The sequence below is a fragment of the Brasilonema octagenarum UFV-OR1 genome, from assembly GCF_963888615.1.
Taxonomy (GTDB): domain Bacteria; phylum Cyanobacteriota; class Cyanobacteriia; order Cyanobacteriales; family Nostocaceae; genus Brasilonema; species Brasilonema sennae.
Genome location: NZ_CAWPKW010000045.1, coordinates 26507 through 41794, shown reverse-complemented (window position 1 = coordinate 41794; position 15288 = coordinate 26507). Strand labels below are relative to the sequence as shown.

At 45.4% G+C, this 15288-nt stretch carries 7 protein-coding genes; 3 read left to right on the top strand and 4 right to left on the bottom strand.

Annotated features, from left to right (window positions below; all coding sequences use genetic code 11):
* Complete coding sequence (locus tag AC5590_RS02885; RefSeq protein ID WP_169262966.1) at positions 1 to 1221, top strand: vWA domain-containing protein; 1221 nt, start codon at positions 1 to 3, stop codon at positions 1219 to 1221.
* Positions 1221 to 1625: an FHA domain-containing protein gene (locus tag AC5590_RS02880; protein WP_169262965.1), complete on the top strand. Its 405-nt coding sequence runs from the start codon at positions 1221 to 1223 to the stop codon at positions 1623 to 1625. The genes AC5590_RS02885 and AC5590_RS02880 overlap by 1 nt, the downstream gene beginning before the upstream one ends.
* Before the next feature lie 105 nt (positions 1626 to 1730).
* Here the strand turns inward: AC5590_RS02880 and AC5590_RS02875 are convergent, their stop codons facing one another.
* Positions 1731 to 3065 carry a protein kinase domain-containing protein gene (locus AC5590_RS02875; protein WP_169262964.1) on the bottom strand — a complete coding sequence of 445 codons (1335 nt, stop codon included), beginning with the start codon at positions 3063 to 3065 and terminating at the stop codon, positions 1731 to 1733.
* Positions 3066 to 3405: 340 nt separating this feature from the next.
* Here AC5590_RS02875 and AC5590_RS02870 point away from each other — a divergent pair, with 340 nt between their 5' ends.
* Positions 3406 to 9189, top strand: coding sequence for a HAMP domain-containing protein (locus tag AC5590_RS02870; RefSeq protein ID WP_169262963.1), 5784 nt, complete (start codon positions 3406 to 3408; stop codon positions 9187 to 9189).
* Positions 9190 to 9453: 264 nt separating this feature from the next.
* On the opposite strand, the gene AC5590_RS02865 is transcribed toward AC5590_RS02870, so the two are convergent.
* The 3 genes from AC5590_RS02865 to AC5590_RS02855 all read right to left on the bottom strand — a co-directional run bounded on the left by AC5590_RS02865 (position 9454) and on the right by AC5590_RS02855 (position 15250).
* Positions 9454 to 12480, bottom strand: a complete 3027-nt coding sequence (locus AC5590_RS02865; RefSeq protein WP_169262962.1) for a beta strand repeat-containing protein — start codon at positions 12478 to 12480, stop codon at positions 9454 to 9456.
* Positions 12481 to 13070: 590 nt separating this feature from the next.
* The gene (locus AC5590_RS02860; protein WP_169262961.1) at positions 13071 to 13385 is read right to left on the bottom strand and encodes a slr1957 family protein; all 315 of its coding nucleotides are present in this window, start codon (positions 13383 to 13385) and stop codon (positions 13071 to 13073) included.
* Between the two features lie 683 nt (positions 13386 to 14068).
* Entirely contained in the window at positions 14069 to 15250 is a 1182-nt protein-coding gene (locus AC5590_RS02855) for an ABC transporter permease (protein WP_169262960.1), read from the bottom strand.
* Positions 15251 to 15288 lie beyond the last annotated feature (38 nt).

The following is a 15288-nucleotide window of genomic DNA, read 5'->3' as shown; positions in this document are numbered from 1 at the left end:
ATGTTCAATTTGCAACTTGCTTGGGATCGCCCTGCTAAAATCAGTTCACAACTCTCGGAGCATATTTTACGAGTTCGGATCGTAGCTGAGGAAAATCGCACCCAAACCTTACCTTTGCAATTGGCAGTTGCTATGGATACCAGCGCTTCGATGCAGGGTGAAAAATGGGAAAGGGCGAAAGCAGCCTGTCAGCAATTAGTCGCGCAGTTACGGTCAGGCGATCGCCTGTCCCTGGCAGGATTTGCGGACTGGGTCACTCCTGTTGAGCATAATTTTCATAATAATCAACTTGACAACCTCCAAGCTGTTTTGGATACCCTGGTTCCTGAAGGAGTTACCCGAACTGACCTGGCTCTTTCCTGGATTCGGTCTGCCTTAGTGCGATCGGGCGGAGCAAGGGTAGGAATTCTGATTACAGATGGGCATCCAACTACTGATCAAGGAGAGATTTTAGAGGATCTCTACCCACTGATTGAGCAAGCACAGACGATGGCAGTGGATGGCATTACACTTTCTACGGTAGGCTTGGGAGATGCTGCACACTTCAATACAGCATTTTTGGTTAGCCTTAGCGATCGCGGGCGAGGTACGTTTATGTATGCTGATAACCCTACACTGCTTGCAACCCAATTACAAGAACGTTTACAGGCAGTACAAATGGTTGCAGTTGAAAATGTTATCCTCAAACTAGACCTAGCGTCTGGAGTCACGCTCAAAAGCTGTTGCCAGTTTCGTCCTCATTACCTCCCTTTGGGGGAAACTGCTTCCCCAGGAATTCTCATCCACAACCTGCGAGCAGATACCTCAACAGATGTGCTGTTGGCATTGGAGGTGTCTGCCTTGAACGCAACTCAACTAAGCGGTACTTACACAATTGCACAAATTCAGTTGCAGACATTAGATTTTGGAACCGTTACGACTCAAGCTGCCTTGCAATTTACTCCCTCTTATCGAGAGGCACAACAAATTAATCTGGAAGTAGATCGCGATCGCCTTTGTTGGGACATCAATCGCTTCACCACAGAACTGGCAGATGTGGACGATCCTCTACAAACTGTGGAACTACTAAGCCACATCCAAGCGGCTGCTCTCAAATCTGGGCAGATAACCATTGCGGCAGAGGTAACACAGCAACTGGATAATCTTTATAAAACAGGCAAACTTAGCGCCCATCAAGCAACAGGCTTGCTCAGAGCATCTCGTGAATTGGGAGATTTGTGATGACTGGTGGCTTTGGTTACGATCCAATCCCTGGGTTAGCTCAACTTAACCCTGAGACAACCTATTTGTTTATCTTCAACGGTCCCAAAGCCAACGAGTCCTTTTCTCTGAATCGGTTGCGATCGCTGATTGGGCGTAGTCATCTCCCTCACATTACTGTTGACATTGATCTGAGTACCTATGAGTTAACCATTCCTGGGACAATTTCGCGTTACCATGCTGTCATCCAGTGGGCTAACAATAAACTTCAGATTATCGACCTTCACAGCCGCAATGGTACGTTTGTCAATGGACAGCAACTTATTCCCCAGTCTGCCAATCAGCCCTCAGTCCCCGTTGTGCTCACAGTGGGTAGTCAAATCCGACTTGGCAATCTAGAGTTGGCAATTATTGTTACTCAATAGGAGTAGTGTTAATACGGTTCGGATAAGCACAACTTAATTTACAAATGCTCCTTGGGAAAAAGTTAAAGGGCAAGGCTTAAAGAAAGAGTTTTTGGCTTTTTGCTCTCATTTCTGAAAATATCTGCGGTTGTAACGGTCTTGATATTCTGCAATATATTCTACATTCCACTGCTCTGTACTTGAGAGCAAGCTAGTTGGAAAATCTTTTGGTGAATACAGAGGTCGATACCACGGCTGTTTATCAAAATACTGTTGTAAGCCAGTAGTGTCAAAACGACGACCGTGACGTGCAAAAATTGAATTTCGCATAACATCAAGCTCGAAACCGCTTTTACCTTCTAAATCTGCATCTGTTACAGTTCTTTGAGAAAGCCAAGAAGAATCATTTGGAGTTTGTTTTACCACTGGCTGTTGTGGAAATGGTTGAGAAGATTTTGTTAACACAAGACCAATAATTACAGATATACCGATTAACCCAGTTGCAATTGCACTTCCTATGACAATATTATTGTGAGCAGGATTGCGCTCTCTAGAAGGTGTCGAGACAACAGCCTCAGGAGATGGCGTACGGACAGATGGTTGAGTAGAAGGCGGTTGTGTCGGTAAAATTGTATTTGCTATTCCGGCACAAGCTTGCAACATTTCTCTAGCACTGGCAAACCTATCCCGTGGATGGTAAGCAATTGCTTTATCAATAACAGATGCGATCGTTGAGCTAATATTCAAAGCATAAGAGCGCCAAACAATTTCTCCAGTGTGTGGATCTGTTTCCAGTTCTTGCGGGTATTTCCCTGTCAGCAGATAAATAATAGTCATGCCTAAACTATACAGATCACTAACATAAACTGGTCTACCCATTGCCTGCTCGCTAGGCATATATCCAAGAGTTCCAATGATAATTGAGCTAGTAAGACTCCCTTGAGAATTGATGACTGTACCCATTGTTTCCCGTACAGCACCAAAATCAATCAGCACTGGTTTTTGATCTGATGAGCGCAAAATAATGTTATCTGGTTTGATATCACGGTGGACAATGCCCTTTGAGTGGATGTACTCCAGTACAGGTAATAAAGTTACCAATAATTCCCGGACAGTATTTTCACCAAATACTCCCTGCTGTCTGAGTTTAGTTGTCAGCGTATCGCCTTCAATATACTCCTGAACTAAGTAGAATAGCTCATCTAACTGAAAATAAGCGTATAAAGCTGGTATTTGATCACTGCTTCCACCTAGCTGTTCTAATATCGCTGCTTCGCGTTGAAATCTCTGTTGTACTAGTTGATAAATCTGGGGGTTATTGTGAATCGGTTTGAGTTGCTTAATCACGCAGCGACGGCGAGAAGGCATATGTATATCTTCCGCCAAAAAAGTTTCACCAAATCCACCCGCACCTAGTACTTGGATAATTTGATAGCGATTGTTAAGCAGCTTATTTGTCATGCTCCATTATCCCAGTTCTCACTCGGATAGAATATAACGCAGCCCAATAGGACAGTGTACAGTTGCCTAGGGTTAAGGTGAAAGAAGGCAGGAATTATAAATAATTCAGCGGACTGATCGATGCTTTTCATCCCTCAGATAGATTTTTAGAATATTTTTTTGAAAGTGTTTAAAATTAGTTATATTTTATACGACATATTCTTTGGCACAACTTGTTATTGAAGACCAAAGTTTCTTTTTTGCGTCATAATTTGGTATGCCTTTTGTGTAAAGAACGCAATTGGAACTGATAGCAAGCAATAGCAAAGATAATTAATATAGATATTCTTGGCCCGCCACTATGTCCACTGAACAGTTAACCAAAGAAAGCGATAATTTAGATTTAAAACAGCTGCTGAAAACGCTGGTAGCTGTTAAAAAAGGTGACTTTTCTGCCCGTATGCCCATAGACCAAACTGGTATGGCAGGAAAAATAGCCGATACGCTCAACGATATTATTGAACAAAATGAGCGGCTAACAACAGAGCTACAGAGGATTAGTCATGTTGTTGGTAAAGATGGCAAAATTAGTGAACGCGCCTCTTTAGGAAATGTTCGTGGTTCTTGGTCAGTTTGTGTTGATTCTGTCAACACCCTGGTGACAGATTTGGTTCAGCCGACAGAGGAAACAGCGCGTGTGATCCGGGCGGTGGCGAATGGTGATTTATCTCAAGCGATTGCACCAGAAATTGAAGGTAGACCCCTCAAAGGAGAATTTCTCCAAACTGCCCAAATGGTTAATACAATGGTGGGTCAGTTGAATTCCTTTGCTAGCGAAGTCACACGAGTTGCCAGGGAAGTGGGAACTGAAGGTAAGCTGGGGGTGAAAGCAGAAGTTCCAGGTGTGGCTGGAACTTGGAAGGATTTGACGGACAGTGTGAATTTAATGGCGGGAAACTTAACCGCACAAGTTCGTAATATTGCGGATGTGACAACAGCAGTCGCAAACGGTGATCTCTCCAAGAAAATTACTGTTGATGTCAAAGGTGAAATTTTGGAGTTGAAAAATACTATCAACACGATGGTCGATCAACTCAACTCCTTCGCTTCTGAGGTGACGCGGGTTGCAAGAGAAGTGGGAACCGAAGGTAAACTCGGTGTGCAAGCAGAAGTACGCGGCGTTGCTGGGATTTGGAAGGATTTAACGGACAACGTGAACTTGATGGCGGGTTCTTTAACCGCGCAGGTACGAAACATTGCAGAAGTGACGACAGCGATCGCCAATGGTGATCTCTCCAAGAAAATCACTGTTGATGTTAAAGGTGAAATTCTAGAACTCAAAAACACCATCAATATTATGGTCGATCAACTCAGTTCCTTCGCTGGAGAAGTGACGCGGGTTGCAAGGGAAGTCGGTGCAGAAGGAAAGCTGGGCGTACAAGCTGAGGTGAGAGGCGTTGCAGGAACTTGGAAAGATTTGACCGACAGCGTCAACTTCATGGCAGGTTCCTTGACAGCGCAGGTACGGAATATTGCCGAAGTGACTACGGCGGTAGCAACAGGTGACCTCTCGAAGAAAATAACTGTTGATGTCAAAGGCGAAATTTTAGAACTGAAAAATACCATCAATACAATGGTCGATCAACTCAGTTCCTTTGCCAGCGAGGTGACACGAGTTGCTAGGGAAGTGGGAACCGAAGGTAAGCTGGGTGTACAAGCAGATGTCAAAGGTGGTGCTGGTACATGGAAGGACTTGACCGACAGCGTCAACTTTATGGCGGGTTCTTTGACAGCCCAGGTACGGAATATTGCGGAAGTGACGACGGCGATCGCTAACGGTGATCTTTCTAAGAAAATCACTGTGCAGGTGAAAGGGGAAATTTTGGAGTTGAAAAACACTATTAATATTATGGTGGATCAACTCAACTCTTTTGCTTCGGAAGTGACGCGGGTTGCAACAGAAGTGGGCAGTGAAGGTAAGCTGGGCGTGCAAGCAGATGTTAGAGGTGTTGCTGGCACTTGGAAAGATTTAACCGACAGTGTCAACTTCATGGCGGGTTCCTTGACAGCACAGGTGCGAAACATCGCTGAAGTCACCACCGCGGTAGCAACTGGTGACCTCTCCAAGAAAATCACTGTGCAAGTCAAAGGTGAAATTCTGGAGTTAAAAAACACCGTGAACACGATGGTGGATCAACTCAATTCCTTTGCGTCGGAAGTGACGCGGGTTGCGCGGGAAGTGGGAACTGAAGGTAAGCTGGGTGTGCAAGCAGAAGTACGAGGCGTTGCTGGCACTTGGAAGGACTTGACTGATAGTGTGAATTCGATGGCGGGTTCTTTAACTGCACAAGTGCGGAATATTGCCGAAGTCACCACGGCGGTGGCAACAGGTGACCTCTCGAAGAAAATCACTGTTGACGTTAAAGGTGAAATTCTGGAATTAAAAAACACCATCAATACGATGGTGGATCAACTCAACTCCTTCGCATCGGAAGTGACGCGGGTTGCGCGGGAAGTGGGAACTGAAGGTAAGCTGGGTGTACAAGCCTATGTCAGAGGCGTAGGAGGCACTTGGAAAGATTTGACCGACAACTTCAACTTGATGGCAGGTAACTTGACGGCACAAGTGCGGAATATTGCCGAAGTCACAAAGGCGGTGGCAAATGGTGATCTCTCGAAGAAAATCACTGTTGATGTGAGAGGAGAGATTTTGGAGTTGAAAAACACTATCAACACGATGGTGGATCAGCTTTCGTCTTTCGCCTCAGAGGTGACGCGAGTTGCGAGGGAAGTCGGCACTGAAGGGAAATTAGGCGGTCAAGCGCAGGTTGTTGGCGTGGCAGGTACCTGGAAAGATTTGACCGATAATGTCAACTCGATGGCGGGTAACTTGACGGCACAAGTGCGGGGTATAGCGAAAGTTGTGACGGCGGTTGCTAATGGTAACTTGAAACAGAAACTCACGCTAGATGCCAAGGGAGAAATTGAAACTTTGGCAGAAACGATTAATGAGATGATTGGTACTCTGGCGACGTTTGCCAACCAAGTCACAACTGTAGCACGTGAAGTGGGGATTGAAGGTAAGTTGGGTGGACAAGCCAAAGTGCCGGGGGCTGCGGGAACTTGGAAAGATTTGACCGACAACGTGAATGAACTGGCTGCTACCCTCACCACTCAATTACGGGCGATCGCCGAAGTCGCAACTGCTGTCACCAAAGGCGACTTAACGCGGTCAATTTCCGTCGAGGCGCAAGGTGAAGTCGCCATGCTGAAAGACTACATCAACCAAATGATTGCTAACCTGCGCGAGACAACGCAGAAAAACACTGAACAAGACTGGTTGAAAACTAACTTAACCAAGTTCACCCGCATGCTTCAAGGTCAGCGTGACCTTGAAACGGTGTCTAAACTGATTCTCTCGGAGTTAGCACCGCTGGTTGGGGCTTCGCAGGGTGTCTTTTTTATCATGGATATTACAGTAGATATTAAGTACTTAAAATTACTCAGCAGCTACGCTTACCGTGAGCGCAAGCATCTTGCAAACCGCTTTCAGTTGGGTGAAGGTTTGGTCGGACAATGCGCTTTGGAAAAAGAACGAATTCTGCTGACAGAGGTACCGCACGACTATATCAAAATTAGTTCTGGCTTAGGTGAAGCGACTCCGCTGAATGTTGTTGTGTTACCTGTCCTATTTGAAGGACAAGTCACAGCAGTGATTGAACTAGCCTCATTCCGACGCTTTAACGAAATTCATTTGTCATTCTTCGACCAACTTACCGAAAGCATCGCGATTGTATTAAACACCATCGCTGCCAGTATGCGTACTGAAGAGTTACTCAAACAGTCCCAGTCTTTGGCACAGGAGTTACAAAGTCAGCAAAGCGAACTCAGGGAAACAAACAACCGCCTAGAACAACAAGCAAAATCGCTCCAGTCCTCCGAGGATTTATTGAGAAAACAGCAAGAAGAATTACAAGCGACGAACGCTGAACTAGAAGAAAGATCGGAATTATTAGCTTTGCAAAACAAAGAAGTTGAGCGCAAAAATAATGAAATTGAACAAGCAAGCCTAGATTTAAAAGAGCAAGCCGAACAACTTGCACTTTCGTCAAAATATAAGTCTGAGTTTCTGGCGAACATGTCCCATGAACTACGCACACCGCTAAATAGCTTGTTGATTTTGGCGAAATTGCTCACAGATAACGTTGACAAAAATCTCACAGCTAAACAAGTCGAGTATAGTCGTACGATCTACTCGTCAGGAAACGACCTTTTGACGCTGATCAATGACATTTTGGATTTGGCAAAAATTGAATCTGGAACAATGTCAATTGACATTGAGCAGATGCTGCTTGCAGAATTGCAAGAAAACGTTGAGCGAACTTTTCGACAAATCGCGATTGATAAAGGGCTGAATTTCACGATCAAATTCGCCCCCGAACTGCCAAGAAGCATCTACACTGATGCAAAGCGTTTACAACAAGTTTTAAAAAATCTCCTTGCCAATGCTTTTAAATTTACAGATCGTGGAGAAGTCGGCTTGCAGGTGTTTGTGACAACACAAGGGTGGAGTCATGACCAGGAAAGTTTGAATCGCGCTCAAACTGTGATAGCATTTGCAGTCAGCGATACGGGCATTGGCATTGCTGTAGATAAGCAAAAGATAATTTTCGAGGCGTTTCAACAAGCTGATGGCACCACCAGTCGCAGATATGGCGGTACGGGGTTAGGCTTATCGGTGAGTCGCGAAATCACCCGTCTTCTTGGTGGAGAAATTAAACTTCACAGTCGTCTTGGGGAAGGTAGTACTTTTACACTGTACTTACCTCAGGAAGCAGAACAAATCAATTCAAAATTAGAACTTTCTCCCTTACTCCCTCCCTCCCAGCCTACGCCTCGCTTCGCTAACACTCTCTCATTTCCTCACTCCCTAACTCCCCTCACCGACGACAGAGGCAATATTGAACAAGGCGAACGCATACTTCTTATAATTGAAGATGACATCAATTTTGCCCGTATCCTTTTAGACATGGCACGGCAACAAGAATTTAAAGTTATTGTTGCCCATAATGGTAGCGGGGGGTTAGCACTGGCACAACAATTTCAGCCTTCAGCGATCATTTTGGATATCCGCCTACCAGGAATGGATGGTTGGACGGTACTGGATCGCCTCAAGCATGATCCAAGCACCCGTCATATTCCAGTACATATCATGACTGTTGAGGAAGGGCGACAGCGCGGATTGCAACTAGGTGCAATTGCTTATATGCAAAAGCCCATCAGCACTGAGGTCTTGTCTGAAGCACTCAGCAATATTAAAGGTTTTGTTGAACGCCCAGTCAAGAATCTGCTGATTGTGGAAGACGACGATAATCAACGCCATAGTATTATGGAATTGATTGGTAACACAGATGTTGCAATGACTGGTGTGAAAACTGCTGGCGAGGCGCTAGAAGCGATACAAAACCAGTATTATGATTGTGTCGTTCTCGATTTGGGTCTGCCTGACATGAGCGGGTTTGAACTGATCACAAGAATCAAACAGCATCCCAATGGTCAAGCACTACCAATTATTGTTTATACCGCAAGAGAGTTGAGTCGGGCAGAAGACACTCAACTGAGGCGCTTGGCAGAGACGATTATTATAAAAGATGTGCGATCGCCTGAACGTCTTCTTGATGAAACAGCCTTATTCCTGCATAGAGTTCAAGCAAATTTGCCTGCGCCCAAGCGACAAATTTTAGAACAGTTGCATTCCAATGATCCTGTACTTGCGGGTAAAAAAGTTCTCATCGTAGATGACGATATGCGCAATATCTTTGCCCTCACGAGCATGCTAGAACGTTATCAAATGCAGATTTTATATGCCGAAAATGGTAGAGATGGCATTGAAGTTTTGCAAAACACACCAGACATTGATGTTATTTTGATGGATATTATGATGCCACAAATGGATGGTTACGAAACAACGCGCCTAATTCGGCAGAACAATCAGTTTAAATCCCTGCCAATCATCGCACTCACCGCAAAGGCAATGCAAGGTGACAGAGAAAAGTGTATTGAAGCAGGCGCATCAGATTATATTACCAAACCTGTAGACATTGAACAGTTGCTTTCGCTGTTGCGTGTTTGGTTATATCGATAATTCACATCCCACAGCTAGAAGGTGAGAGAGGGCTGTAAGCCGTTGAGGGCTTACAACGGGGACTTCGGAGTCCCCAATACAGTTGCTGTTAATGGTATTTAGTTTTGTAAGATTCCCCAACCCCTTAAAAAGGGGCTTAGTTCCCTCCTTTTTAAGGAGGGCTAGTTTAGGATCAATCCTTAACAGCAACCCGGAGGGTTCGCCAGAGCCGGCACGAGGGAGACCCTCCCGCAGCGCTGGACTCACCATATTGCGCTATATCCATCAGGCAATGGAAAATTCCAACGCCTCAATATCAGCTTCGTCACTGTTTACACCAGAAGCGATCAGGTTGATCGTGGTATCGATTATATCTCCTGTGGCTCCAAATCCACTGCTGCCAGTACTGTCCCCAATCAAGTTGTAGCCATCGCTGATGAAGTTGCCTGCCACATCGGGGTTGACACCACCCGAACTGACGAGGTTAGCGGCAATAATCGTGTTTCCCACTCTGGCTGTCCCAGAAGTATTATTGAACACACCTCCACCATTTGCGGCTTGGTTGAGCGTGCTCGTACTGAACACTAGTGTCAGAGAAGCATTATTATATATACCGCCACCGTTATTTTCTACCATGTTACCACGGAGAGTGCTATTGCTGACTTCAATGGTGCCGCTGAAGTTGGCGATACCACCGCCATTGTTGGTTGCCGAGTTGTTGTCTATGGCGCTGTTGGTCACTGTTACAGTAGATTTGTTGGATCCACCGGCGTTATAGATACCGCCGCCATCTTGGCTTGCTGAGTTGCTGGAGATGGCGCTGTTGCTCACCTCAACAGTGCCATCACTGTTATAAATACCGCCGCCAGATAAAAAGCTACCACTTGGCAAGTTGCCGGAGATGGTGCTGTTGGTGACCCTCAAAGTGCCGCTGTTAAAGATACCGCCGCCATAGGTTGGTATGAAGCTGCGTCCGACCAAGTTATCGCTGATGCTGCTGTCGCTGACCTCAAGAGTGCCAGTGTTAGAGATGCCGCCGCCACGGAAGAAGAAGGTCCTCTGAATTGACGGGTTACCGCTGATGCTGCTGTTGCTGACCTTAACAGTGCCACCGTTAAAGATACCGCCGCCATCGCTTGCTGAGTTGCCGGTGATATTACTATGAATCACCTCAAGAATGCCGCTGCTGTTATAGATACCGCCACCAGCACCGCTATCCCTGAAGCCCTGTGTGAAGTTGTCATTCAAACTGCTGTACTTCACCATCACGGTACCGCTTTCGTTATAGATACCACCGCCACTGGGATTGGCAGAATTGCTGGTTGCTTTGTTGGCACTTATGGTACTGTAGTTGACTTCAAGAGTACCGCTTTCGTTATAGATGCCGCCGCCCCTGCTGGGATTATTGCTGTTTGCTTTATTGTCATTTAGGGTACTATTGTTAACCGTTGCGATGCCTGTGTTGTAAATACCGCAACCATAGGCGTTGTTATCGGTGGTCAAACTGCCGTTTACTGAGTTGCCACTGAGGGTGCTATTGTTCACCTGAAGGGTGCCATTGTCGTTAGAGATGCCGCCGCCACTTGCGTTACGCCCACTTACCGAGTTGCTGCTGAGGGTAGTGTCGCTCACCTGAAGCGTACCTGTGTTGTAAATACCGCCGCCACTGCCTGTGCTATCCCCAGTTACTGAGTTACCACTGATGGCACTATTCCTCACCTCAAGAGTGCCACCATTGTTAGAGATGCCGCCGCCACCAGGGGAGAAGCTGCCGCCGCTGACCGAATTGCCACTGAGGTTGCTGTTGTTCACTGTCACAGTGCCGCCACGGTTATTGATGCCGCCACCGCTTTGGACTGCGGAGTTGTCGGTGATGGCGCTGTCGCGAACCTCAAGAGTGCCAGTGTTATGGATGCCGCCGCCGCCGCCCAAGTTGAAGAAGGAGGTAGTTGTCAAGTTATTGCTTATAGTGCTGTTGCTCACCGTTAGCGTGCCCGCGTTGTTAATGCCGCCGCCGATGCCAAACCTGCCGCCGTTTCCTGCGGAGTTGCCAGTGAGGGTGCTATTGTTCACCTGAAATGTGCCACTGTCGTTGTTAATGCCGCCGCCTTCAGCACCCCTTCCGCGTGCTCTGTTGCCAGTGAGGGTGCTATTATTTACCATGACTGTGCCACTACTGTTAGCGATGCCGCCGCCGATGCCGACAAGATAACCGCCGCTTGCCAAGTTGTCAGTGAGGGTGCTATTGTTCACTGTCAGGCTGCCACTGTCATTATACATGCCGCCTCCGTTGCTGCCATTAGCGCCGTCTGCCAAGTTGCCAGTGAGGGTGCTATTGTTCACCTGAAAGGTTCCATTGTCGTTATAGATGCCGCCCCCACGTGTCCAATCCCCTCTTACCGAGTTGCTGCTGAGGGTACTGTCGCTCACCGTTACGATGCCTGTGTTGTAAATACCCCCGCCAAAGCCGTTGGCACTGGTGAATGTGGTGCCGCTTGCTGAGTTGTCACTGAGGGTGCTGTTGCTCACCGTTACGATGCCCGTGTTGTAAATGCCGCCGCCCCTACCGCTGTTGGGCCCACTTACCGAGTTGCTGCTGAGGATACTGTCGCTCACCGTCAGGGTGCCTGTGTTGTAAATACCGCCGCCAAAGCCGCTGTTATTGAAGGTCAAACTATTGATGATGGTCGAACTGCCGTTTGCTGAGTTGCCACTGAAGGTGCTGTTGTTCACCGTCAGGATGCCTATATTGTAAATACCCCCACCAGAAGCATTGTTCGAGTTCAGAGTTGTCGCGGTGTTATTGCGAACAATACTGTTGTCTAAGGTGAGAGTGCCACTGTTTTTAATCCCAGCACCGTTGTCATCCATCACCTTGCCATCAGCAATAATCAACCCCGAAAGGTTGACTGTTGCTCCCGTTCCAATCTCAAACACCCGTGACGCGTTGTTGCCACTAATCGTTAATAAGTCTGTACCTGTCAATGGATCGACTAAGCCGTTGATCTTCAAGCTGTCGGTGATACTCAGTTGTCCCAGGCTTAAAGTAATCGTCTGTGCAGAGGCAAACACCGAATAGTCAAACACAATTGAGTCTTCTCCAATCAGCGCGTTTGCAAAATTAATCGCTTCACGCAACGTCGTCACCCCATCACCATCATCCACCACATCGGCAATGCTGTTGACTGTAAAGATGGAACTACCGCTTCCTTGGAAGTTTGCGCCACTAATGATGTCTTGTGGAGTACCAAAGTTGAATGTAGATTGGGAAGCTTGAAGATTGTCTAAGGCAGATTCAGATAAGAGATCCATAGATTTAAGTTCCTTTTTTTTCTTATATGTAGAGTATTTTCCACATTCTGTAGATTGAATTGTCGCATAGGATAATTATTTATCAACAATGATTTTTTAGTAATTTAGTTATGCTTTTATAGCAAAATAAATGTGGTTTACACTACATCTTATCAATCAATATAGTATTTTATTTCACATTCTTCTTGATCACATTCCACTGGTTAACACTTTAAGGTAAGGTATTTTCAGGATGTCTTTCTTTTTACAAGTTGGAGATCGAAACGAAGCTGACAAAAGCAGCTAAGACACATAGTGCGTAAATCAATCTCCAGCTGCTTTAAAACTAATCACCAGCTACGTCCACAATCAACCATACTCCGCAAAGCCCTTCTCCTGTGGACTGAGGCTAGAGATTTATTTTTTTGAATCTCCCTAAAACAAGAAATGCAAAAAACGCCCCCCCTTTAAGGAGAACGCTTTTACTTATCTAAATCTTAGCTATTAATCCCAGCACATCATAAAAATAGCCCCCAAGCAAAATACTGTGTGTCAATTATTCTGTGGCGTCTACAACACTCAGTACTACTGAAAATGACTTATTCTTGAGATCACTCTACCTCAAGTTGCGCTGCCGTCACTGCATCAAAAGCAAAAGCTAAAACCAGAGGTATTGGACATTTTAATAAGTAAGTAGAAACGACGGCTACAATTGTCCCAAATAGTGCTGAGATTGACCAAAATTTTTCCTGAGATGTCAATCCCTTTTGAGTTTTTATCAATCTCAACGTATGGGTAGGAATTGGCTCCGGCATAACTGCCCCAGGAGGAAATGCCCAATAGTTATTACGCCGCTCTTCAAATAAATCTGTCCAGCCATTTTCTTGGCACCATTCTTCAATCCATTCATTATGATAATGTTTCATGTTTGGGCTGGAAAGTGGAATCAGCATAAGGTTTAGAAACTGAATATAATTTTTTAGGGTTTTTGGCGAGAAGTCTATTAATTGGTATAAAACTAAAGATTATTCAAGAACTATTTGGCTTGGCTAAGAATCTAAAAATATCTGTAATTACAATTTAATTAATGCTTATCTTAATTCACAGGCTAACAGTATTTAGTTTCTTTTCGCATGAAAAGAAAATAAACTTTACTTGAAACTTTGATTTTTAACAATTCTCAACACTATAGCGATCAATGGCTCTAAAAACAGATATTTGCTCAGTCTCTATGTAAAGTTGTGTAACACAACTTCAAGGCATAAATACGTTAAAAATCAATACGCTTTAGTTAGAACTAAAAACAGAAAAGGATATACATTACTACAGTTCGGATAGGTTCTTGGCAAATTACTAAAAATCTTAATCTCTAGGGCAGCCACTGCCCACCCGAAGTTGGATTTGCCAATATAGCAGGGAACGCTTAACAGACTTGAAAGTCTCTTGGTGACCATGTTTTCTCATTAGTTCGTGTCCTAATCTACCTGGCGACTGCTATACTATCCGCCGCAACTGTAGCTAAATAAGAAATATTATGAATTGAAACATTGTTAAGATTCTCAACAAGAGGCACAGCTTCCCCAGTACCAAAATCTAAATCACCGTGAAATTATTCTGAGCGTAAGGCTTTGACTGGATCGATTTGGCTTGCTCGCAGGGCGGGGGTCAAACTGGCTCCTACCCCCACCACGAGTGCTGAACCCAACGCTAGTCTTGCAATGGACCCGTCAAACTCGTAGGGCAAGTTAAAGGTATTGGTGACTACAATTGTTAATCCATGCACTACCCCAAGACCAACAGTTCCTCCAATCAGACTCAAAAGCGTAGCCTCCAGAATAAATTGCAGCATGATTTCTTGCTGGGTTGCTCCTATTGCCCGTCTCAAACCAATTTCAGCGGTTCGTTCCGCCACTGAAGCAATCATGATATTCGCAATCCCCACACCGCCAACCAATAGCGCGATTACTCCTACCACTGCAAGTCCTTGGGACGCCATCTCAAGGGTTTTCTGCTGTTCTAGGATGTCTGATACATTGTTCCAAGACTTAAATTTTTGACTGGGGAATCGCTGCTTTAGCAGTTCTTCAGCTTGATTGCTCAAGTTTTCCACGTCTTGGAGTTTGTAAGGACGCATTTGGATACTACCAATATCGCGGCTACCAGTCAGGGCGTTATAAACAGACATTGGTACATAAAGTTGACCACTAGGAGGTGCATTTTCATCCAGACTTGTCGCCACTACCCCCACGACTACATAAGGTCTGTCCCCAGCGTAAATCATCTGACCCAGAGGTTTTTGCCCACCGAAAAGTTGTTCTGCCAACAGTTTATCGATAACAACCACTGGTCGGTAGCTGGCAAAATCTTCAGCGCTAAAGAATCGTCCCGAAACCAGTGCTTTTCCTGAAGTCAGCAAAAAACCTTGGGAAACAGGTGACATAGGTGGAGTTAATTCCTTATCCTGAAATATGGTTGGCAGAGAACCAGCCCAATTAAAAGCACTGATTGCCCGCAAGCCCACCAGCCGTTTTTGTAAGAATTCCATGTCTTCCAATTTAAGTGGGGTGGTTCGACCACCTGAATCCCACTCTGGATAGATTGAGGCTTGAGGTGCGCCTCGTTTTGCTAGTTGTTGACCAATAACTGCCCGACTGATGTTACCCACTTGAAGTGTAGCACTAACAGCAGCCACACCCATAAACACTCCTAAAGCTGTTAGGGCAGAACGCAAAGGGTTTTTACCCAAGGAGCGAAAGGTAATATTCAGTAAGTCTAGAGGTGAAAGACTCATAACGGTAGATTTGCACAAATTTTAAATTCGGAATAAAA